Annotated in this window: 17 protein-coding genes; 2 read left to right on the forward strand and 15 right to left on the reverse strand. The window is 33.0% G+C overall.

Annotated features, from left to right (window positions below):
• Window positions 1-267: winged helix-turn-helix domain-containing protein (locus HMPREF9018_RS06070; protein WP_008449408.1), on the forward strand; the 267-nt coding region annotated here is incomplete at its 5' end.
• Between the two features lie 141 nt (window positions 268-408).
• Here the strand turns inward: HMPREF9018_RS06070 and HMPREF9018_RS06075 are convergent.
• The 9 genes from HMPREF9018_RS06075 to ligA form a co-directional block, all read right to left on the reverse strand.
• Window positions 409-2,697, reverse strand: coding sequence for an outer membrane beta-barrel family protein (locus tag HMPREF9018_RS06075; RefSeq protein WP_232724649.1), 2,289 nt, complete (start codon window positions 2,695-2,697; stop codon window positions 409-411).
• Window positions 2,698-3,074: 377 nt separating this feature from the next.
• Entirely contained in the window at window positions 3,075-3,902 is an 828-nt protein-coding gene (locus HMPREF9018_RS06080) for a hypothetical protein (protein WP_024992729.1), read from the reverse strand.
• 144 nt (window positions 3,903-4,046) lie between these two features.
• A complete protein-coding gene (locus tag HMPREF9018_RS06085; RefSeq protein WP_008449410.1) occupies window positions 4,047-5,534 on the reverse strand; it encodes a glycoside hydrolase family 27 protein in 1,488 nt (495 codons plus the stop codon).
• A 183-nt stretch (window positions 5,535-5,717) separates the two neighbouring features.
• The gene (locus tag HMPREF9018_RS06090; protein WP_232724651.1) at window positions 5,718-6,971 is read right to left on the reverse strand and encodes a phospholipase D-like domain-containing protein; all 1,254 of its coding nucleotides are present in this window, start codon (window positions 6,969-6,971) and stop codon (window positions 5,718-5,720) included.
• Window positions 6,972-7,078: 107 nt separating this feature from the next.
• Window positions 7,079-8,053, reverse strand: a complete 975-nt coding sequence (locus HMPREF9018_RS06095) for a KpsF/GutQ family sugar-phosphate isomerase (RefSeq protein WP_008449418.1) — start codon at window positions 8,051-8,053, stop codon at window positions 7,079-7,081.
• Window positions 8,050-8,802, reverse strand: coding sequence for a 3-deoxy-8-phosphooctulonate synthase (gene kdsA / locus HMPREF9018_RS06100; RefSeq protein ID WP_008449406.1), 753 nt, complete (start codon window positions 8,800-8,802; stop codon window positions 8,050-8,052). The genes HMPREF9018_RS06095 and kdsA overlap by 4 nt, the downstream gene beginning before the upstream one ends.
• 258 nt (window positions 8,803-9,060) lie before the next feature.
• A complete protein-coding gene (locus tag HMPREF9018_RS06105) occupies window positions 9,061-10,329 on the reverse strand; it encodes a replication-associated recombination protein A (RefSeq protein WP_008449427.1) in 1,269 nt (422 codons plus the stop codon).
• A gap of 116 nt (window positions 10,330-10,445) precedes the next feature.
• Complete coding sequence (locus HMPREF9018_RS06110; RefSeq protein ID WP_008449443.1) at window positions 10,446-11,513, reverse strand: mannose-1-phosphate guanylyltransferase; 1,068 nt, start codon at window positions 11,511-11,513, stop codon at window positions 10,446-10,448.
• A gap of 117 nt (window positions 11,514-11,630) precedes the next feature.
• On the reverse strand, window positions 11,631-13,661 hold the full coding sequence (gene ligA, locus HMPREF9018_RS06115) for an NAD-dependent DNA ligase LigA (protein WP_008449445.1): 2,031 nt from the start codon (window positions 13,659-13,661) through the stop codon (window positions 11,631-11,633).
• Window positions 13,662-13,911: 250 nt separating this feature from the next.
• Here ligA and nhaD point away from each other — a divergent pair, with 250 nt between their 5' ends.
• Window positions 13,912-15,297, forward strand: a complete 1,386-nt coding sequence (gene nhaD / locus HMPREF9018_RS06120) for a sodium:proton antiporter NhaD (protein WP_008449437.1) — start codon at window positions 13,912-13,914, stop codon at window positions 15,295-15,297.
• A 125-nt stretch (window positions 15,298-15,422) separates the two neighbouring features.
• Here the strand turns inward: nhaD and HMPREF9018_RS06125 are convergent, their stop codons facing one another.
• From HMPREF9018_RS06125 to HMPREF9018_RS06155, 6 genes are all read right to left on the reverse strand, one after another.
• Window positions 15,423-16,640: a YncE family protein gene (locus HMPREF9018_RS06125; protein WP_008449431.1), complete on the reverse strand. Its 1,218-nt coding sequence runs from the start codon at window positions 16,638-16,640 to the stop codon at window positions 15,423-15,425.
• Between the two features lie 38 nt (window positions 16,641-16,678).
• Window positions 16,679-18,802 carry a TonB-dependent receptor gene (locus HMPREF9018_RS06130; protein WP_008449416.1) on the reverse strand — a complete coding sequence of 708 codons (2,124 nt, stop codon included), beginning with the start codon at window positions 18,800-18,802 and terminating at the stop codon, window positions 16,679-16,681.
• A gap of 742 nt (window positions 18,803-19,544) precedes the next feature.
• On the reverse strand, window positions 19,545-20,252 hold the full coding sequence (locus tag HMPREF9018_RS06135; protein WP_008449451.1) for an RluA family pseudouridine synthase: 708 nt from the start codon (window positions 20,250-20,252) through the stop codon (window positions 19,545-19,547).
• A gap of 128 nt (window positions 20,253-20,380) precedes the next feature.
• Entirely contained in the window at window positions 20,381-21,133 is a 753-nt protein-coding gene (gene fabG, locus HMPREF9018_RS06140; RefSeq protein WP_008449403.1) for a 3-oxoacyl-[acyl-carrier-protein] reductase, read from the reverse strand.
• A gap of 14 nt (window positions 21,134-21,147) precedes the next feature.
• The gene (locus HMPREF9018_RS06145) at window positions 21,148-21,768 is read right to left on the reverse strand and encodes a TetR/AcrR family transcriptional regulator (RefSeq protein WP_008449435.1); all 621 of its coding nucleotides are present in this window, start codon (window positions 21,766-21,768) and stop codon (window positions 21,148-21,150) included.
• Between the two features lie 732 nt (window positions 21,769-22,500).
• Entirely contained in the window at window positions 22,501-23,628 is a 1,128-nt protein-coding gene (locus HMPREF9018_RS06155; protein ID WP_008449423.1) for a glycerate kinase, read from the reverse strand.
• Window positions 23,629-23,680 lie beyond the last annotated feature (52 nt).

The raw sequence follows: 23,680 nt of genomic DNA on the forward strand, positions 1-23,680 counted from the left end.
AAAAAAAAAACAAAAACTACAACAAAAACTACAGCTAAAAAAGCAGTAGCTAAGAAAGCGGAAGTAGAGGTAGCAATTAACGCAGAGAACATTGGTTTCAAAGCAGGTGATGTTTATCAGGCTTTAGCATCAGCTAAAAAAAGTCTTACCGTAAAAGAAATTGCTTCTGTAGCTAAGATTAGTGTAGAGGAAACGCTTCTTGGTGTAGGTTGGTTATTCAAAGAAGGTAAGATAATGGGTGATGGTAAAAAGGTTTTATTAGCTTAATAACATCTCTAAAAGATTTTAAGTTAGATTAATGTATCTAATAAAAGGAGCGTATATTTTATATATGCTCCTTTTGTTTTTTTATATTATTATTTTTATTGCCAGTCCAAAAACTTTGAATAATTTTCATCTCTCTTATTTTTATTTCTTAATATTCGGCAGGCGATTCATTTCGCTGTTATTGATATTTACATCCGTTCGTTTGGCTTTACGCTTTCCAAAATTATACGTTAACCCTACACGTAACGAAGTATTGTCATTATCTATGTTATTTCTGAACATATAATCGTTGTATGCCACTCGGTTATGAGCTTTGGTACCTCCAAAGATATCCTGCGCCAGAACATTCAGCAAGAGCTTATTCTTTAGGAGATTGATTTTGCAGCCCAAACCTAAGCAATCGATATTCCCGGTATGAAAAGATTCTTCCATGCCCGGAAATACATGATAATAATTTGCAAAAATGGTCATAGCCTTGTAGCGATAACTAAAATTTGCAGAGAGAGTCGTGTTCAAGCTCTTCAAATCCGAATCATCCAGTTCTTCTGCCATAGACTTGGCCTTCAGATAGTACATAGAAGCACTTGTATACAAGTTGAATTTACCCCACGAGAAATTATAACTAACATCTCCGCCGTAGGTGTTTATGGTTAGGCAGTTCTTGGGATAATACTTGGTATATAAATCATCAACCACTTGTCTCAGGCTCTGTATGGCGTCAGAAGTGTGATAGTAGTACAAATCTACATTAAGGTTTCCCTTAAAGACATAGTTAAACTCTAAATTGTCCATGATGGACGGAACAAGCCTGTCATTTCCTTCCGAGTAAGAATAAGTGTCGCGATAAACCTTTGTGGGATTCATATTGTTCATACTTGGCCGGTCAACTCGCTTGCTATATCCTAAAGAGAAGGAATGGTCGTCGGAAGTATTATAGGAAAGCTCTGCGAACGGAAACCAATGATGATATTTATTGGAAACGGTTAAACCGCCAAGCGTTATCCCATTATTGCTTGTATGCTCATAGCGTAACCCTGCCTTGGCATAAAAAGGACCAAAGTTCCGGTAAACATCTGCATAGAGGGCCGTTATTGTTTCCTTGAACAAGAAACCATTGCTGCCTCCGTAATCCGAAATGTTGTTCGTTCTGAAATGGGAGTACTTGCCACCCACCTCAAAGTTCAGCCACGTAAAGGGAAGGTTTAAGTCTGCGCTGAGAGTATTCACCACATTGCTGTAATTGTCCCAACTGCTCGAAAAGAGGTGAGCCGAGCCGGAATCGTACACATGGTTGACATCATCGCTTAAATGAATGTAATTATAATTCAGCGTTAGCTTCTTACCTATGCTGTCCAGCTTCCATTCCACATAAGGGGAAATCGTTTCCAAACGATACTTGTCGTGAGTCTGCTCCGAATAGGTGTTCGACGGATAAGAACCATCACTGAAGTTCATTTCGCCCCTGTGAAAGCCCTTATTACGGGAACGGTTGAGAGTGGAAAAGAATCCTATTTTTACATGCCCTATTTGATAGCTGCTATTAAGATTCTGGCTCAATATGTCATAGCGGTTAAGAGTATAATCGTTCGTAACACGTGTGTATGTCGGATAGATGTAAGAACTTTCCATCTTCTGAGGGCGTTTCTCATTGGAGTTGTCGACTTTGTACTCTACCGAAAAATTACCTGATGAGAACGACAAGTCAGCTCCCTCCTCGGCTGCAAAATGAGTGCGTTGTGTCAGCAAGGTGTGAATTTTTCCATCAAAACCTACTGGCTTGCTTTTTAGGATAATGTTCAGCACTCCACTGTTACCCGCAGCATCAAATCTGGCTGAAGGATTTGTAATGAGTTCTATTTTACTAATGTTCTCAGAGGGTAACGTACGCAAATACATATCCAAATCCTTTCCCTCCAAATTAACCCTGTGTCCGTCCACCAATACAAGAACATTGCTCTTGCCTATTATCTTTATCTCCTCGCTTGTCGGGTCTATGCGAGGGATATTATGAAGTAAATCGCGTGTACTGAACCCCTGGGCAAAAGGACTGTTCTGAACTAAATATACAAGTTTTCCAGCTTTCTGACTAAGCATTCTGCGCTGAGAGGTAACCGTTACCTCCTTCATTGTGTATTTCTTTATTATTAAAGGAATATCACCCAAATCGGTGTCGGCTTGCACATCGAGGGTGTCGGTCTTAAGAATATCGCCCAACTGTCGGTATCTGAACACATACTTGCCCGAAGAAAGCGAAAGAGCAAACCTGCCTTCTTCATCCGATAAGCTGCTGGAAGTGACATCCCCGCCAAGAGGGCTTACTAATATCTCGGCGGCATCCAAAGGAGTAGTCCTGTCTACCTTCTCCACCAGCCTCCCCTTCAGCTGCCATTGCTGGGCATACATAGGCTGGCTCGATAGTAAAAGAAACATAAAACTTATAGGTGTGAACTGCAAAATTGAATGTAAAGATTTTACCATTATCATATTACATAGTATTTTTATATTAGATTTATAATGTCTTTTCAAGATACAAATGCACAGCAAAGGTATAAAATAATTTCATTATTTCAAACTATCGGCAATCTTTTTGGTGTTTTTCGTTTTTACCATATACACCATATTCTTACATACAAGTATTATATTACTATCTGTTAAAACTTTTATTAAGCTTGAAAATTATGCATGGCACTTCTCACGAATAATATACTTTTTTGATTACCCGTTTTTATAAAAAACACAACTATAATATAAGAATGGTTATTTTATTATACAACAATAAATAACTATAATATTTGCCTCTATTGTTATTAATATGTGGGATAATCATAGCGCTGTATATTATAGAAATTATTTCTATAATCAGGTAAACGATCAAACTCTACATTTATAGAAATTGTATTTTGATTATTACTACCCCACTGGTAAGTAATACCCCCACCAATACGATCCATATATCGAGAATCTATTATGCCATAACCTAATCCTGCATACCCATACCCAGCAATAGTTCCCATACATCTATATTGCCCAATATAAGGCTGATAGTAATTATTATATCCAAATATTATATTATTGCTTGTGAAAGCCTTTTGTACAAAGGCATATGCACTCCAATGATCATCTAAACGATATCCTAACATAGCGTTTACACCTCCTACAAAATAATTATCCCCTTTATAAGTAATATGATTAAGATAGCCACCTAAACTTATTGTGAGTTTTGGTGAAATGTTAGTTACATATTGAATTGAAACATCTTGAGAGAAGCCTCCACCATTAAAATATCCTTTACCCATATTATAGAAAGCTGATGCACCTAAATTGATATTTAAACCTGGATGTAATCTCCACAACCTATTAGTCCATATGGGATAATAAATATCATTATATGTAATTGCTTGACTATTTACATCTACAATAGGTAAAGTATTATCCACCTGCCTTTGTTCTTCTATTTGATATGCTAACTGTTTAGCGAACACCTTTTCCTCCACAGTTGCCTCACGTATTCCGCGTAACTGTGAAGACTCTATAGGTCTTACTAGCGCAGTATCATTTGCACTTGTTGTTACATTTTGTTGTGCATATATTGATATACTCAACATTAATAGTATTATGAAAAATATTCTTCTCATTAGGTTACAAATATATATATAAACAATATACCAACCAATTTTTTTAATTATAATTAGTGAATAAAAACCTTTATATTAATTTTTCCTCAATCTATAAAACACATATATCCTTTTATTCATATATTTTCCTTAAGCAACAAAAAACTAATCTTCTGAAAGACGAAACACTTTTGTAGCATGACTCGCAACTTTTGTAGTTAATAAAGAAGTCACTTTCTTTGCTAACATAGATTGAGTCCATAGATCACGAACATGATATGACTTATAAACATCAAGTGCTGGTATTTTAGAAAAATCGAATGTAAAGTCCCTATCTCTATCTGACATATTAGTAACAGAAATGGCAATATCTCCATTTGCACAATCTTTAGCAAAAACAACCATATCGTTATCTTCTGATATCAAATCCGCTTGCTGCCCCATAGGATCCTGATCAAGTGCAATCAAATCTTTATTTGTCAATATAGCATAATCATCTTTTGTAAATGTTTTTAATCTTGGATCAAAAGATAACACCATAGGAGAAGACCACATACACCATAAAGCGAACTGAGTACGATACTCATCTTGTGTCATTCCTGGTCCTTTTCCACCACATAAATCATTTGAAGATTTACCTGTTGCATGCAAACCTGTACATAACATATCTGCATCATTAAAACGATTTACGCCCTGATATGTTGATAAATGCTTCATATCTCTAATGCTTTGCACCACTCCCTCACCATTTCCTTTTCCTGTCCAACAATCTCTTACATCTTGAGATACACGCCAACATCTTCCCCCTATCTCTGCACCCCATTTCCAAGGTTCACGTTCTCCCCACTCACATATATATAACACTGTATTATTGCCTGCTCTTTTAAATGCTTCATAAATATCTTTATAACGTTTTTTAGCTGTTAATAGATCACTTGGAGCATGACAATAATCGCATTTAACAATATCAACTTTCCAGTCTGCGTACGTTTTTGCATCTATATCCTCATACCCCAAAGAGCCAAAAGCATTAGCACATGTTAATTCTGCTACATCTGTATATAAGCCAAACTTCATTCCTTCCTTATGAATATAATTAGATAAAGCCTTAATACCATTTGGAAATCTTTTCTCATCTGCTTTTGGTGTGCCATCTGGCTGACGTTCGTTTGCCTGCCATAGATCATCAAGCATAATAGTTTTCCACCCACATGCATAAAGTCCTTTAGCCTTAAATATTTGCACAACTTTTCTTACTATATCTTCAGACACTTCATTCTGCACTGAATTCCATGATAACCAACCCATAAATGGAACTGGCATCTGCAATTTATTAGATACTATGAGATTTATATTTTCACTATATATCTTACCATTATCTTCTATACAAATACTATAAGAATACTGTCCTTCTTTATTTATATATCCCTCTATTAACTTTCTTTTATCATTCCATACAAGTCCTACAGGCAATCTTTTAACAGTAAGTTTATTAACAGGCTTTTTAGTTCGTATTTTTTGCATAAAACGCATACCAGGTAAAGAAAAAACCATTTTGGCACAATCTAACTTAGTTTCAGAAACTAAAGCTGCATTTGATTTATACATATATTCATTAGTATTACTATTTATAGCATTAACCTTTGCAAACATATTTAATAGGTATAAGTCTTTATCTTTATTAATACATATAGATTCCCCCCTTATAGTTTGCATATAACATAAATATATCAGTATAATAAACAAAAATGTTATTTTCTTCTTTATACACATACTTATAAATATATAAAATTTTTACCTGACAACAATAATATCATTTCAAAAGATAACTAATACTTAAAGAAAAGGGGATAATAAATAAGCAAACCACCCCTTAAATCGCTGCCAATGAGAGCGCCATGTTTCCCAATTCTTAGGTGTTAAAATAAAGCTATCCTTTTTTTGTTCATCAAATAAAGTATCAAGCTCTTTAGTTATATAAGGATCTATTATTACAGCATTCTCTTCTCTATCCCACCTCAAACTACGAGCATTAAGATTAGCCGAACCTATTGTGCAAAATTGTCCGTCAACCATAATTATTTTAGTATGATGAAAACCTTTTTTATAAAGCCATACTGTACAACCTGCTTTCATTAATTTGTGAGCGTTATAAAAGCCACAATCAGGAGTAAGAGGTATATCACTCTTAACACTAAGCATTATTTCTACTTTAACCCCACGTCTAACAGCATTTTTTAAAGCTTTCTTTAATTTTCTACTTAATGTGAAATATGGATTTATAATTTTTATACTATCTTGCGCATCATTTATAGCATTAATATAAAAATAACGAATAATATCATTTGTTATATGCGGCTCTCTATTAATAATACAAATCATCTTTTTACCTACAGATGCACTTGTATCAGGCTTTAACCCTTTTATATATTCTGCATTAGTTATTCCTCTAAAATATTTAGCTCCATGCAGCTTTTGTCCCGTAACAAGATACCACATTTTGAAAAAAATCCTTTGAAGAGTATTAACCTCGTCTCCCTCTATTCTACAATGCATATCATGCCATGAACCAACTAGTTTTGTGCCTTTTATATAATAATCGGCTACATTCATTCCTCCCGTGTAAGCAACTTTACCATCTATTATTACTATTTTACGGTGATCACGATTAAATATACAATGAAACCAAGGAAACCTAAGAGGCTTAAAATTATATATTTCAATCCCCATACTTCTAATTTTCTTAATATCAGCTCTTTTTATAGGACTATTATTACTTGCATTACCAAATCCATCAAATACAGCTCTAACCTCAACACCTTCTTTAGCTTTAATAGCTAGGCGCTTAATAAGTTCGTTATTAATAGAGTCATTACGGAAATTAAAATATTCTAAATGTATACTTGACCTCGCTTGTTCTATTGCTTTAAATAAATCTTCAAATTTTTCTTTACCATTTTTCAGCAATACTACAGAATTGTTTTTCGTAAAATGCACCCCCTTTTTCCTTAATTGAAATGCTATTAAAGAGTCTGCTCTCTCTTTATAAAGTATCATTGCTTTACTTTCCGGTAAGAAAAATAAAGACATTAAAACAATAGAAAATATTATAAAAACATCTCTTTTATACATATATTTTACATGTTTTTCATTTTTTATTTAATGTACAATCTCTGAATATTAAAAGACATTTAATATTAAACCATACATCTATAATGATCAACAATTCCTAATAAGTGTTTATTAGCATCACATACTAATACTGTATGAATCTTATATTTTTGCATAGTAGCTTGAATATCTGCAATTTTAGTAATAGGTAATACTGACTTAGGCTCTTTTGTCATTATATCCTCTACCGTTTTATCAAAGAATTCAGCTTGCCATTGTTCCATTGCGCGGCGAATATCGCCATCAGTAATTAAACCTATAACCTTATTATCTTTATCAAGAGAAACCCCTAACCCTAATTTCCCTTTACTAACATGTATAATAGCGTCACCAAGATGCATTTCTTTAGGAATAATAGGCAAACTTTCTGCCTGCATCACATCTTGTGCCGTTGTAAGTAAGCGCTTACCTAAAGATCCACCAGGGTGAAACTGTGCAAAATCTTTCGGCTTAAAATTGCGTACCCTCATTAAAGCTACAGCTAACGCATCTCCCATAACAAGAGCCGCTGTAGTAGAACTTGTTGGTGCAAGATTAAGTGGACAAGCTTCTTTTTCTACCCAAACCTTAATATGTACAGTACTATATTTTGCCAATAAAGAATCTGTATTAGCACTAATACCTATAATCGGCACTGTCATTTGTAAAAGAATGGGGATAAAACGTAACAACTCATCTGTTTGACCTGAGTTAGAAAGGGCAAGTACAACATCATCTTTAGTCATTACTCCTAAATCCCCATGATAAGCATCTAATGGATTTACAAAGAAAGCAGGAGTACCTGTAGATGATAATGTTGCTGCTATTTTTGCACCAATATTTCCACTCTTGCCCACCCCGGTTACTATAACCTTACCTTTACAATCATAAATTAGCTTTACTGCTTTATCAAAATTATCATCAAGCTGATTTATTAAAGCTAATGTAGCTTCAGCCTCTTCCTTAATACATTGAATAGCATAAGACCTTACTTTTTCTATTTTATTTTCTTCAACTATCATATTAATTTGCCTATTAACCCATCTAACTTATCTAACTCTAACATATTAGCAGCATCTGATAAACCTTTATCTGGATCTGGATGAACTTCAAAAAAATAACCAGTTGCCCCAAAAGCTTTTGCAGCTATAGCCATAGCAGGTACAAATTTACGATCACCTATAGTTTTTCCTTCACCTGCACTAGGGCGCTGTACACTATGCGTGCAATCCATAATAACTATTGGTACTATTTCTTTCATGTCATAAATATTACGAAAATCTACTACCAAATTATTATAACCAAAACTATTACCACGTTCTGTAAGCCAAACTTCCTTAGCACCACTCTCTAAACATTTCTGGACAGGATATTTCATATCCTTACCACTTAAAAATTGTGCCTTTTTTATATTAATAATCTTCCCAGTTTTAGATGCAGCTACAAGTAAATCTGTCTGTCTACAAAGAAAAGCTGGTATCTGAATAACATCTACAATTTCACCTACAATATCTGCTTGATAGCTTTCGTGAATATCTGTAAGAATCTTTAACCCATATTGTTGCTTTATTTCTCTTAACATGGACAAACCTTTGCTTAATCCAGGACCTCTAAAAGAACTTAAACTTGTACGATTTGCCTTATCAAAACTTGCTTTAAAAATAATATTTACTTTATATTTGTTATTTAAACGAACTAACTCTTCTGCCACTTGACAAAGAAGCTCAAAACTTTCTATAACACATGGGCCTGCTACAAAAATAGGTTTCATCTCCACTCTTTTTTTATTTATATGACTTATTCTATACCTGACTATTTTCATTAAACATAATAAAACAAATTACCAAAGTATTAACTTTAGCCAGTCATAATAAAGAAAAATACATCAAAACAACTTACTACTATATGGCAAAAATACAAATAAATTTAGACAAAATAAAACATCTATAGACATATTTTCCAAAAGAACAATTTTTAAACTACAATTCCCTTGAAAATAATATATTTTTATACCACAAATTAAATATCGTCATTCATAGCGTTTTCCCCACACTTGTAACATACGCTGATATAACTTTTCTTCCATTGGAGAGTGCTGTGCATGCCAAAAATGTTTATCTATTAAAGTATCAGGAAGATATTGTTGCAACACAAAATTATTCTGATAATCATGAGGATACTTATAACCTTTTTTATATCCTATATCTTTCATTAATTTGGTAGGCGCATTACGAAGATATAGAGGAACTTGCACATTACCACTTTTATTTACTTCGGCAATAGCTTCATTTATAGCTAAATATGCAGAATTACTTTTTTGAGATGTAGCCAAATATATAGTAGCCTCTGCCAAAGGTATTCTACCCTCTGGCCATCCTATTTTTATAACAATATCAAAGGCAGCATTTGCTATCAGAAGAGCATTAGGATTAGCTAATCCTATATCTTCTGCTGCACAAATAACTAATCTACGAGCTATGAATTTGGGGTCTTCTCCTCCTTCTATCATTCGCGCTAACCAATAAATTGCAGCATCAGGATCGCTACCACGTATTGACTTTATAAATGCCGAAATAATATCATAATGCATATCTCCAGCTTTATCATAAGATAAAACAGGCTGCAATAATTGATTTTCCACCATTTCGTCTGTTATTTTTATATTATCTTCCAGTGTTGAAGAAACAATAAGGTCTAATATATTAAGCAACTTACGCGCATCACCTCCACTATAGCGCAAAATAGCGCATGTTTCCACAATTTCAATATTACGCTTCTTTAGCTCACCATCTTCCTTTATGGCACGATATAATAATGATAAGAGGTCATCATCTTCTAAGTTTTTCAATGTATAGATTTGGCAACGCGATAAAAGAGGAGTAATAACCTCAAAAGAAGGATTCTCCGTCGTTGCTCCAATAAGAGTTACTATACCTTTTTCTACAGCATCAAGCAAAGAGTCTTGTTGAGCTCGTGAAAAGCGATGTATCTCATCTATAAAAATAATTGGTGAATTAGTAGAAAAAAAACGATTACCTTTGGCTCTTTCTATTACTTCACGCACTTCCTTTACGCCACTTGTTACTGCCGAAACTGAATAAAAAGGCGTTTCTAACATATTTGCTATTATTTGTGCTAAAGTGGTTTTTCCGACACCCGGAGGCCCCCAAAGTATAAAAGAAGAGATATGTTTCGATTCTATCATTCTCCTCAATACACCATTTTTACCCACTAAATGTTTTTGCCCTATATATTGATCTAAACTGCGTGGACGCATTCTCTCAGCCAATGGTTCCATACTATTAATTTATTAACTCAAAATAAAGTACATCTTCCTAAAAAACAATCCGCTTTTATAATGATTCCTATATGCTTTTAATCTTTATATTCACTTTGTACTATTTACTAAAACGTTTAGTTTTCACCAGAAAACTGCCTGATCTTTTGTTCTTCAGATAATTTACATATAAGTAATGTGTTATTCTTTTCAGCTACTATATAGCCATCTAATCCTTGTATAATTACTTTTTTCTCATCTGAGGTATGAACTATAGTATTATTTGTATCAAATACCTGCACATTAGGACCTATAAGCGTGTTTCCATAAAGGTCATGAGGAGTTTGAGCCAACAATGAGCCCCATGTACCAAGGTCGCTCCAACCAAAGTCTGCAGGATGAACAAAAATCTCCTCTGCTTTTTCCATTATAGCATAATCAACCGATATATTCTCACACTCTGGATAAATTTCATTAATTGTTTCTTGCTCTAATGGTGTACCTAAAACATTTATAATTCTCTCAAATAAAAGAGCTGTAGCAGGCTGATAAATGCGAAAAGCATTAATAATCGTAGAAGCACTCCATACAAAAATACCAGCATTCCAAAAGAAATTGTTCTGACTAATATACTTTTTAGCAGTCTCTAAACTTGGCTTTTCCCTAAATTGGTCGACACGAAAAACCTCTTTATTACGAGCTGAAAACGAACTAAGATCTGCCTTAATATAACCATATCCTGTTTCAGGGCGTGTTGGTTTCATACCTAAAGTTACTATAGCGTCCGACTGTGCCGTAAACTCTAAGCAATTATTTATTACACGTTTAAACTCTGTAGGATTTGTTACAATATGATCACTGGGAGTTATAACTATATTTGCCTTAGGGTTTTCTTTCTTTATACGCCAACTTACATAAGCTATACAAGGTGCTGTGTTACGACGACATGGCTCGCTTAAGATATGATTCTGAGAAATTTCAGGCAATTGCGTACGAACTATATCTACATATCTTTCATTAGTTACAACCCAAACATTATCCAAAAGCATTATGTCTTTAAAACGATCAAGTGTAAGCTGCAATAATGATTTACCAACACCTAAAACATCTATAAACTGTTTGGGATAATCAGATGTGCTCATTGGCCAAAACCTACTTCCCACTCCTCCTGCCATTATTACCAAATGATTGTTTATCTGACTCATAACTTTATATATTTTTTTATCATAAATGCAAATATACAAATAATAAAAGAAAATAAAAACTTTACTACAAACATTTAATATAAATACAACAATAACATACTATATAAGGCTTTTGTTTTATTTATTAAAAAGAGATATGAAATCGTCTTCTGAAATTATAGGAATATTGAGCTCTTTAGCTTTTTTATTTTTATTAGATATGCTTTCTGTATCATTATTAATAAGGTAGTTAGTATTTTTAGAAACACTACCAGTAACTTTTCCTCCTTCACTTTCTATGTATGCTTTTAATTCATTACGATTTTTATAATGATACACATCACCTGTTATCACAAAGGTTAAACCTTTACAAGATTTTCCCTTTATCTCTGTAGTTGTTTGTTTAATGGTAAGTTCTTGTAAAAGATGTTGAAGTTGAGTATAATTGTTTTCATCTCTCATCCATCGTACAAAACTTGTACTCTTTTCAGGTCCAATGCCTGCTATTGTTGAAAATATCGTTTCTGTATCCGCATAAGCCTCATTAAATAATAATTGCTGTGAAGCAATAGTTGTGGGACGACTCATGCTTATAAGTTCTTCTAAAGAATAAGTAGAAAGTAAGCGATTACATACATCTTTACCTATTAAAGGGATACTTAAAGCATATAGTAATTGTTTTGCTTCTACAATACGTGATTTTTCTATCGCGGAAAATAGGTTTTCACAACTTTTAGTACCAAAACCATCTATTTGTTTTAACTCTTTTTCTTTTTTCTTTAATTGAAATATATCAGAATACTCTTTTACCCAACCCAGATTTATAAACTTTTGCATAGTTTGTTCTGACAATCCATCTATGTTTACCCCTTCCTTTGATACAAATCGAGCTAACTTCTTAAGTTGTTTAGCTGGACAATAGTGATTAGTGCAGTGAAGAGTACGAGTTCCACTTTTTTCATTTTCTACTATCTCCGTTGGACACTGACATACAGGACAAACAGAGGGGATTAGAAAACTGCCTATACGCTTTGAAACACAAATAACCTTTGGGATAATTTTATTTGCTTTTATTACCATTATTTTTGTTCCGGCATCACCTATACCTAAACGCTCACACTCAGAAATATTACACAGACTAGCACGCTTTACAATAGTTCCTTCTATCTCAACTGGGGCAAATACAGCCACTGGCGATATAGTAGATGTAGCACATGACCATTCGATAAATTTTAGTTCCGTCTCCATGCTTTCATCTTGCCATTTAAAAGCTAATCCTGCACGTGTAGCATGATGCCCTGTTACCGATCCTGTTGCTGCATAATCTGTATCATCATAAGTAATAACTAACCCATCTACAGGGTAAGGCTGCTTGTCTTTTCTTGCACTATCAGTAACGCGTTGAGTCCATGCTGCTATTACATCTTCTATATTTTTTATAGAGGGGATAGCTATAAACTCTCGCTCTACAGTGTTAAATCCTAAACTATCAAGGAAAGACATACGCTCACCCCACGAAATAATAGTCCGATCGCAATGTACCAACGTAAAAGGCTTCCATTGTAAATGCCGCGATTTCACCTCATTAATATCTTTTAGCGTAAGCGATCCTGAAGCAAGATTGCGAGGATTAGCATATTCTTCTTCTGATTCCATATTAAAGATTTCAAAATCGGCATAACTGATAACAGCTTCTCCGCGTATAACAAGGTGCTCTTTAGTGTTTATTGTTGGTAATATTCCTTTTATAGCCGAAGCTAAGTGAGTTATATTTGTACCTATATGTCCGTTACCACGTGTTACTACTTTCGTAAGTTTTCCCTCATCATAGGTTACTACAAGTGTTAATCCATCTAATTTCCATGAGAGCCATATAGGACGATTTGCAGCCCACTTTACAAGAACTTCTTCACTTTTTGTTTTCGCTAAAGACAAGGCTGGGTATTCGTGTTCCTCTTTTTTCCCCGTTATATTATCAGCACTAACATTATTTGTAGGTGAGCTGGGAAGTATTATTCCGAGTTCTTTTTCTATTTTTTTTAATTCATCGAAAGCCGCATCCCACTCAAAGTCGGTCATAATTTCACCTTTACCATTATAATAGGCATCAGAAGCATTGTTCAAACATAGAACAAGTTCTTCCATTCTTTTGCGTTTATTTTCTGCCATTGTAGTTCAATTTAGGATTAAAGAAAAGTTATTTTAAACAAGCTGATTATGATATAAAAATCCATTTAAAAACATATAAGCTGTCAATAAAAGTAAAGCTATACCTTTCCTTTATATTATCTTTTTGTTACAAATGTACTATAAAATTATTGGAAAAAAAAAGTTAGAAACTTAATTTTTATCTTCATTTTAGAAGTCTTGTATTTTCTTTTGTGTATCTTTGCGCCAAAATAAAGTTTTTATGTAATTTATGACAACACTTTCACTTTTTATTATTATTGTTTTCATTTTAGGATATGCACTCATCGCTGTAGAAAGTTTAACTAAGATAAACAAAGCAGCTATTGCATTATTAATGTTTGTAGTCTGTTGGGTCCTATTTATGGTAGATCCATCTAAGTTTCTTTTAACAATGCACCCAGATATTAACATTACAGCCCATTCTGTAATGTCATTTGCTAATAAGGTTATAGTAGAACATCTTGGCGACACTGCTACTACCTTATTTTTCCTTATGGGAGCCATGACTATTGTAGAAGTAGTTGATCAAAACGGCGGTTTCAATTGGGTAAAAAATGTCATGAGATCTAAATCGAAACGTGGTCTGATGTGGAAAATAGCTTTTATGACATTCTTTCTTTCAGCTATATTAGACAATCTTACTACAAGTATTGTAATGATTATGATTTTACGAAAACTCATTAAGTCCCATGAAGACAGAATGATTTATGCTTCATTAATCATTATAGCTGCTAATTCTGGTGGAGCATTTTCACCTATAGGCGATGTTACTACTATTATGTTATGGAATAAAGGTCTTATTACAGCTGCAGGAGTTATAAGTGAGATTTTTATCCCATCTCTTTTATCTATGGTTATTCCAGCTTTAATACTTCAGTTTATGCTTAAAGGTAAAATAGCAACTGATGTATCTTTAAACATTGGCGAAGAAAATGAAAGTGAAAAAGAGTTTGGCGGTTTTCAAAGAAAATTAATCTTTGCCATTGGTGTAGGTGGCTTATGTCTTGTACCAGTCTTTCATACTTTTACCGGATTGCCTCCTTTCATGGGTATTTTATGTGTTTTAGGATTGCTATGGTCGGTTACAGAGGTTTTATACTATCGCTTATATAAAAAGATAGGTGGCAGTGAAGACTTTGCTAAGCGTGTAAGTAATTTGTTAAGACGCATAGATATGTCTACAATATTATTTTTCTTAGGCATATTAATGGCTGTTGCTTGCCTTGAAGAAATTGGTGCTTTAGAGCAAGTAGGTAAGGGATTAAATATAACCTTTAATGGAAATCACTATGCTGTAACTGGTATAATAGGAGCTCTATCCTCTATTATAGATAATGTTCCTTTAGTAGCAGGCAGTATGGGTATGTACCCTGTTACAGTAACAGGCGATATGGCTGTAGATGGTATCTTCTGGCAATTATTAGCTTATTGTGCAGGTGTGGGTGGCTCTATGCTCATTATAGGAAGTGCCGCAGGAGTAGTTGTGATGGGATTAGAGAAGATTACCTTTGGCTGGTATATGAAAAAGATTAGCTGGATAGCCTTAGTTGGTTATTTATCTGGCATTGGGTCTTATGCTCTTATTCGTACTTTTTTGTTTGTTAGTCCGTTATAAGGCTTTATATTATAGTATATACTAATAGTATTATATAAAAAAACAGTGGAAGTTATTGCTTTTAACGCTATATACTACCACTGTTTTTTTGTTTGTATCAGTACTGCTCTATTGCTTATACTTTATTAGGGGATAAAGCATATATGAGCAGGGGTAATACCTATCAGATTATTTTTTATTGTTGAAAGATATTTACCGTTTTTATCATATACAAATATTTCACCTGCGGAGATATAATCTTTAGCATCAGCAAGATAAATATTTTTATTTGAAGGATTAATAGCAGCTGCACAAGTTGTAATAGGAAGCTGAGATTGAGAATTGTTCTTTAATAAATTCTTTTCAATTATTTTCCCTGTATTTGTGTTTATAACATTCATCTGGACAGGCTGTTTAGATGAAGAAACAGTATAATAAAGATTATTATCATTAATAACCAAATTAGCTGCAGAAACATCAAAATGATTAAGTATTTCACCTTCTGTAGATATTTCTGTAATATTAGCACCTACTACCATACTATACGTTGTAGGATCGTATTTGCCTTGAGAAGTAACCCAAAGATTACCATTTTTATCTGCTTTTAATTCATTAAGATTCACAGATTTTACATCTATAGTTTTTATTACTTTAAAAGTATTAATATCTATTACACTTATAGTGTGGTCGTAACCTATAGCATTGCCTCCATTATACCCTCCGCTATTTGCAACATAGAGTCTGTCCTTAACAATATCCATATTCTCTGGTTGATAACCTACTTCTACTTGACCTGTTATAGTATAATCATCTGCATTTATTTTATAAACAGTTCCCTTGCTTATAACTTCATTAAATTTAGCATTATAGTATGCACTAACATATACAAATCCGTTATAATACGCTAAATGGCGCCCATTGATTATATTATTTATCTCTTTTTCTATTTTTCCATTAACAGGATTAACTACTATTACTTTGTTAGAAGCATTAATAACTATCCAAAGTTTACCCTTATAATATTTAATATCATTACCAGTATCTCCCATTTTTTTACTATCTTTCATAAATCCAGATTCAAAGACATTAGGATAATACAGCCCGGTTGTAAAGTTTAGATAATCTAATGTAGAATTATTCTTTCCGTAATTTCCTTCACAAAGTATAAACATACCTTGTGTTTCATTGTTATATTTTTCCTCTGTTTGAAACTGCCCATAGTTACCTTCACCGTTTCCTATGGGTATTAATCCGTTGTCATCATTAGTACATGACGTAACTGTAAATAAAGTGCAAACTGTAAGTGCCAAACCTAATATTCTGGCAGGGATACAGATGTTTGTAAGAATACTTGTTTTTTTCATAAAAAGTAATATTAAAATTATTAATTAAAATATATGTTTTATAACTCCACTTGTATGCCAATATTTCCATTAAAGCCTGGCATAGGATAATTGTCTACTACCTCATATTGTTGGTTAAAGATATTATTTGCCTCTACAATAACTTTCCACACCATCTTTTTATATTTAAAGAAATAAGATATGTTCGCATCGTGTGTTAACCAAGCATGCATACGAGTATATATTGTGTTGTTTTTTCCACTATATCTTTGTCCGGTATATATTAAACTATAATTAACTGAAAAATGTGCATAATCTAAGTTTAAAACAAACGAACCACTATTTTTTGGTATATAGGGTATTTGGTTTTTGTAAAAAGACGATGTTACAGAAGTAATATCCTTTGCTTGCTGATAAGTATACTGAATACGAGATGTTATTAATAATGGTATAGCTATATTATGATTAGCTGTAAATGTAAAAGCAGAAGATATATCCAAACCTTTTATATCCACCTTACCAAGATTGAGTATCGTCCACCGAAATTGTTGTCCTTTAGGAAAGGCTACTATCTTGTTATTAATGGTATTATAATATGTATCTATTCGCAGATGTATATTTTTAGCCCATGATTGTAGCCAATTATAATCGAACGAAGCTCCTATATTATATTGATTAGCACGTTCAGGCTTTAGATCAGAACTGCCTATATCAGTATAATATAAATCATTAAATGTGGGCATTCTGAAATGTTGTTTAGCAAAAGCATTAATATTGAGCAATATACTTCTTTTTTTATTTATGTTATCTTTTCTTGTTAGAATAGGGAAATTAAGGAATATTGCAGGAGAAAATTTTGTAAAAGTTTTAGGATCTTCTTTTTTAAAGGTCTTAAAATTTACTTTATCCTCAATGTTTGTCATCAGTAAAGATGCTTGCGCCTTTATGTAATGCATATTGAGGGAAGTAGCTATACTTGTAAGGTGTGAGTTTCGAGTAGGAAAAGCAAAATATGCTGTGTTAGCATTTAATTTGTTCCACTTAAAATCGTATGCTATCGAAGCATGCCACGATGGTAATATTTCATATATGTTAGCTATTGAGAAATATGCTTCCTGCTGCCAATATTTATTATCTATGGGCAAAGTATAAGGATCTTTATTAAGATAATGCGTGTAATAAAAAGCATATTTAGCTAAAACTTTAGTAGAAAATTTATTTGTAATATCTTTCTGAAAACGTCCTTGAAAAAAAGAATTTAGATCTGACTGTCTCTCTCCCCTATGCCATACATTTTCTACAATAGCTCCAGGGATGCCACGTGAAGAATTATAAAAGTATCCTTTAGCATTCCAGAAGCCTTTTTTAATAAGTCCATACATGTTTATCTCTATACGTTCAGCAAGAATATCTCCATTCTGCCTAATAGCAAGTGTATCATGCGTAGTATAACCATCTAACGATACAATATTATGATGAAACTTATATTTACCATTTGATGATAATAACTCAGCATTTAAAGAGGTAGAAACATTAGGCAATATACGCTGCTCCCAGATAGTAGAAAAACGAAAAGTGTTACTTGAACCAAATTTTGTTTTAACCTTTAGATTATAACATTTGTTCTTTAAGAATCCTGGAGAGTGAGTATGAATATATATAGTGCCAGCATTACCAAAGTCGGTTGCCGACTGAAAGATATAGCTTTTCTGACCATTATATATAGTGATCTCATCTACATTGTCGAGCGAAAACTGTCCTAAGTCTATCTGCCCATTCTGTGCATTAGAAAGCATTATGCCATCATAAGCTATTCCTACATGCTGACTTCCTAAGGCTCTTATATTCACTGTTTTCATACCGCCTACCCCTCCATAGTCTTTTATTTGAAGTCCTGTAAAATAACGTAAAGCATCTGCTATAGACTGAGAATTTAACCGTTCAAGGTCTTTACCCTTTAGTTTTTGTGGTGGTATTATTTCGTATTGAGCAAAACGAGGTGTAACAATAATTTCTTTAAGAGTATCGTTAAACATAAGCTCTCTTTTGCAAGAAGCCCTTAAACCATTTGTGATAAAAGACAATACTATTACAAATAAGGTACATAAATAACATCTTGCACCTATATTTCTATTACAACCATATTGCTGCACATTACATATATAATGTAATATAAAAAACATATTTAAGTAATACTATGATATTTTGTAATTTTCATTGATGTGTTTTATAGAGTACCTTAACACCTAAATATTTCTTATCGTATGTGTATATTAACTCATATTACTATGCAAAGTTACAAAGATACTTTCTAAAAAGAAACATTAAAACATAAAAACGGAAGAGTATATCATCTTTTCTATACTCTTCCTTGTTGTAAAAAATAAGGTTTTTAACAATGCTTGGAGAGAATATAAGCATTACATATCGCATGCTTATGCTTATTTACTCCCTGTGAGGAAAGAAATAAAAAGTTTTTATCATGTTATATATACACAATTCCTCACATTTAGCTTTTTGCTATTATTACCATCATGATATAGTAGATGATGATTGTTTATTATTAGTTAGTAATAGTAATTATGCTACAAAGATATATTTTTTTTCTTTTCCAACAAAAGAAAAAGAAAAATTTTAACCAACAAATATTCTTTTATTTATACTTATTTTCAGCATAATAACATTACCTATTGATCATAAAAGGTTAATATCTTATTATGATATAAACAAGGTTTATATACTAAAAATAGACTATTTTTAATGAAAAAATAAATTAAAAATGAGATAAAAATAAGTTATTTTTTCTTTTTTGCTATACCTTTTTATAATATAAAAACTATGTTTTTTATTATAAAAAATAAATAGTTATCATATAAATAAAGATATTGTCATTCTTTATATGAAGTATTCATAGTTATTGATCTTTTAGACATTATCTTTTACTATTACTCCTTCTTCTTCGTCGTGTGGATTAATAGCTTGCCAAAGATTGTCATTAGGTATAGGAGAAACTATTCTTATAGTCTTCTTAGATACAGGGTGTATAAACTCTATCTTATGACTGAATAAAGATATACTTCCATCAGGATTAGAGCGTGCTGCTCCATATTTCAAGTCGCCCTTAATGGGGCAACCCATGTTTGCCAATTGGCATCGTATCTGGTGATGTCTACCAGTCATAAGATTAATCTCTAAAAGAGTATAGTGTTTAGAAGTATTTATGGTTTTATAATGTAAGACCGATTTTTTTGCCGTAGGTAATGGTATATTATAAGCATAACTTTTGTTCTGCTGTGTGTTACGTATCAACCAATCTGTAAGTGTGTCTTCTGGTTTAAGTGGTTGTTGCTGCACTATGGCCCAATAAGTTTTGTGTATATTTCCATTGCGAAACATATCATTTAGTCTTGAAAGTGCTTTTGAGGTGCGAGCAAATATAACAAGTCCTGCCACTGGCCTATCGAGCCTATGTACTATGCCAAGAAAAACATTTCCAGGCTTATTATATTTATCTTTAATCCAAAGTTTCACCGTTTCTGATAATGGCTGATCTCCCGTTTTATCACCTTGCACTATTTCGCCAGCTTCTTTGTATACTATAATGAGGTGATTATCTTCGTAAATAACCTTCATAGTTTTTCTATTATTATATGAATAAATAATGTGGTAATAGCCACTTTCATATTATAAAAAAAGTGGAAACAGAAGTTTTGTTTATAAACAACTTTCTTCTGTTACCACCTTATTTAATAGAGGTTATATTACATATTCATACCACCATCTACCTGCAAAACCTGTCCAGAAACATAGCTTGATAAGTCTGAAGCTAAATATACTGCTGTGTTAGCAATATCATCTACAGTACCACCACGCCTCAAAGGAATCTTAGAAGCCCACTCCTTGCGCACCTCTTCTGATAATACTTGTGTCATAGCAGTATCAATAAAGCCTGGAGCAATAGCATTAGCACGTATACCTTTAGGCCCCATTTCTTGTGCAACACTCTTTGCTAAAGCTATCATTCCTGCTTTAGAAGCAGCATAGTTAGCTTGTCCTACATTACCATGTACCCCTACTACACTTGCCATATTTATGATAGAGCCACCACGTTGACGCATCATAATAGGCACACAGGCGTGAATAAAGTTGAATGCACTTTTAAGATTAACGGCTATAACGGCATCCCATTGCTGCTCTGTCATTCTTAGCATTAAGCCATCTTTAGTTATACCAGCATTGTTTACAAGTATATCTATGCTACCAAAGTCTTCCTTTATCTTAGCTACTACTTCTGCACTTTCTTCAAAGTTAGCTGCATTACTGGCATATCCTTTTACCTTAACGCCCATTGCCTTAATCTCTCTTTCTGTTTCAAGACCACCATGTTCTTCATCAATAAACAAATCGGTGAACGCAACGTTTGCACCTTCCTGTGCAAATTTTAAAGCAATAGCTTTACCAATTCCACGAGCAGCTCCAGTAATAAGGGCTGTCTTTCCTGTTAATAAATTCATTTCCTTTTATTATTTTATTTATTTATTATTAAAGATTTTTTCTGCTTCATACCAGCTTTACCTAAAGCTCCATACACTACTTTAGCAACAACAGGTCTGCTTGTTTCTTCTGTTAATCCATGCCCAATACGTCCATAAATAAAAGGCACTTCAAGACCCTTTATACAATAGTGGGTTATTTCAGCAACTAATTCTACATTATCTATATCAAACTCATCATCATTTTTTGCCTCTAAATATACTTTCTTGAAAAGCTCTATTTCGTCTTCATCAAATTTTTTACGTACACGCTCTACCATCCAGATATTTCTAAAAAATTCTGCTCGCAAGTTACCATTACGGATAACTGTCTCTTTTATCATAGAAAGGTGGGTGTAAATAAGCTCAATGATTTTATCTTGTGGCTTAATATTTTTTGTAGCAACTTCATCAAGCTTATCAGATAATCGTTCCAGTTCTGCTTCAATAACAGCATAATACACATCGTCCTTACTTTTAAAATAAGTATAAAGCGTGCGTCTTCCCTTTCCTGAAGCTTTGGCAATATCGTTCATAGTGGTGTTAACAATGCCATTTTTAGCAAATAGCTGGCGTGCTACATCCACTAAGGTTTGTCTTGTTTTTGATATGGACATTATCCTATTATAGTTTTATTAGTTGCACAACAAGTTTGCAATGTGCAAATATAGAAATTATCTATGTAAATGGCAAATATAGGATAAAAAAGTTATCATAAATAATAATAAAAAGGTTGATAAAAAAAAGACCTGTTTTTTTATATTCACTTAATCATTGAACAATTATATAAGAAAAAGAGAGGCAAGTAGACTTGTTTAACCTCTTGACTCTCTTTTTTGATTTATTCATCTTTTTTATCTCCCTTATCTGAAGAAAAAAGATAATTGGTACAAGTAAATGCTATGATTAAAAAAAGGTATGCTAAGTGAACTTCTACTTCTGTTAGTTTTATAAGATTACCATTTTTAATATAGAGACCTATCATTAAAAGAACATAACTCACCAATATGTTATACAACAATTTTTTTATAAAAGTTTTCATAAGCTATTATATTATAGACAAATCATAAAATCATAGACCATAAGTCCCCAGCCTACCCACGAAACTGAATTGTTCTGATTTTTCTACGCTGCAAGAAGCTAAACAAACTACTAAGGCAGCAATAATATTTTTTTACTCATAAATTTTATAATTGTTAAAAAAAATACTTTAATTGCAGCAAAGTTAATATTATTATTTTAATAAACAAGAAAAAATAATATCTTTTTTTATTAAAATGCAACTAATCATTATTTATGTAGATATAATTATTTATCAAAATAGATATTTTCTGTTTATTTATATTGTTTTATTTCTTAAGGGTGTAGATATTTTTTAGCAGTTGTTTTATTGTTTCGGATAGATTTTTAGTAGCTACTATGGGCAACATCTGTTGAGTAATGGATAGCGAAGTAGGGCAAACGTCATTGATACTCTTCACTACTTTAAAGCCAGCCATAAGCAGTTGGTCTTTATCTTCTACACATCCTGCCAACGCCACAACGGGTATTTTGGCTTGTTTTGCCACTTTAAGCACAGCGAAAGGTAATTTTCCACAAAGTGTCTGACTATCTATCTTTCCTTCACCTGTAATAATAAGGTCGGCATTAGATATATGGTGAGATAGCTTTGCAACATTAATAACGACCTCTGCCCCAACCTTTAGCTGCGCATTAAGCGATAATAGTGCATAGCCCAAACCACCTGCCGCTCCAGAGCCGCAAGTGTTTGGAGATATAGAAAAGAATGTAGAAAGATGCCGTAGTCCTCTATCTAAAGCAACAATCTCTGCATCATTAGCTCCCTTTTGGTGTGCATAGACATGGGCTGCACCATTAAGTCCGTAAAGAGGGTTGGTTACATCACAGATCACTTCTATAGATATAGCACTTAAGTCGAGCAGGTTACTCCTATCTATAGTACTTATATTTTGCATATTTTCACCTATAGGTATCACCTCTTTCCTATCATTATCGTATATTTTTGCGCCTAAAGCCGTAAGCATTCCTATACCAGCATCATTGGTAGCACTACCGCCTATACCTAATAGTATATGTTTACATCCTTTACCAACAGCATCACAAAGCATTTCACCTACTCCAAAAGTAGTAGTAAACATAGGGTTACGTTCTTCTTTAGAGAGTAATGTTAGCCCTGCTGCAGATGCCATATCCATAATAGCTATATTACCATCTTTACTAATAGCATATTTGCATATAATAGGACGCATAAGAGCATCATGCACTTTACATCTTGTCCATGAAGCATTTAAGTAGTATGCTAATATTTCTGTAGTGCCCTCTCCTCCATCAGCAAGTGGTAGCTTAACTATATTAGCGGAAGGACTTACTTCTTTAATAGCCTTACTTACAGTATTAACCGCATCTTGCGCAGACAACGAACCCTTAAAAGAATCAAAAGCAACAACTATTTTCATAAATACCTCTCTCTATATATATAATAAGGTGAAAGTAATATTTATAATATTA

This window comes from Prevotella amnii CRIS 21A-A, assembly GCF_000177355.1.
Lineage (GTDB): Bacteria > Bacteroidota > Bacteroidia > Bacteroidales > Bacteroidaceae > Prevotella > Prevotella amnii.

Coding starts and splice junctions, on each gene's coding strand:
- HMPREF9018_RS06135 (WP_008449451.1), bottom strand. CDS start 20,252: ATGAAGGTTATTTACGAAGATAATCACCTCATTATAGTATACAAAGAA.
- kdsA (WP_008449406.1), bottom strand. CDS start 8,802: ATGAAACCTATTTTTGTAGCAGGCCCATGTGTTATAGAAAGTTTTGAG.
- ligA (WP_008449445.1), bottom strand. CDS start 13,661: ATGGCAGAAAATAAACGCAAAAGAATGGAAGAACTTGTTCTATGTTTG.
- fabG (WP_008449403.1), bottom strand. CDS start 21,133: ATGAATTTATTAACAGGAAAGACAGCCCTTATTACTGGAGCTGCTCGT.
- HMPREF9018_RS06105 (WP_008449427.1), bottom strand. CDS start 10,329: ATGGAACCATTGGCTGAGAGAATGCGTCCACGCAGTTTAGATCAATAT.
- HMPREF9018_RS06155 (WP_008449423.1), bottom strand. CDS start 23,628: ATGAAAATAGTTGTTGCTTTTGATTCTTTTAAGGGTTCGTTGTCTGCG.
- HMPREF9018_RS06125 (WP_008449431.1), bottom strand. CDS start 16,640: ATGAAAAAAACAAGTATTCTTACAAACATCTGTATCCCTGCCAGAATA.
- HMPREF9018_RS06095 (WP_008449418.1), bottom strand. CDS start 8,053: ATGATAGTTGAAGAAAATAAAATAGAAAAAGTAAGGTCTTATGCTATT.
- HMPREF9018_RS06090 (WP_232724651.1), bottom strand. CDS start 6,971: ATGTCTTTATTTTTCTTACCGGAAAGTAAAGCAATGATACTTTATAAA.
- HMPREF9018_RS06110 (WP_008449443.1), bottom strand. CDS start 11,513: ATGAGTCAGATAAACAATCATTTGGTAATAATGGCAGGAGGAGTGGGA.
- HMPREF9018_RS06145 (WP_008449435.1), bottom strand. CDS start 21,768: ATGTCCATATCAAAAACAAGACAAACCTTAGTGGATGTAGCACGCCAG.
- HMPREF9018_RS06085 (WP_008449410.1), bottom strand. CDS start 5,534: ATGTTTGCAAAGGTTAATGCTATAAATAGTAATACTAATGAATATATG.
- HMPREF9018_RS06075 (WP_232724649.1), bottom strand. CDS start 2,697: ATGTTTCTTTTACTATCGAGCCAGCCTATGTATGCCCAGCAATGGCAG.
- HMPREF9018_RS06080 (WP_024992729.1), bottom strand. CDS start 3,902: ATGAGAAGAATATTTTTCATAATACTATTAATGTTGAGTATATCAATA.
- HMPREF9018_RS06130 (WP_008449416.1), bottom strand. CDS start 18,802: ATGTTTTTTATATTACATTATATATGTAATGTGCAGCAATATGGTTGT.
- nhaD (WP_008449437.1), top strand. CDS start 13,912: ATGACAACACTTTCACTTTTTATTATTATTGTTTTCATTTTAGGATAT.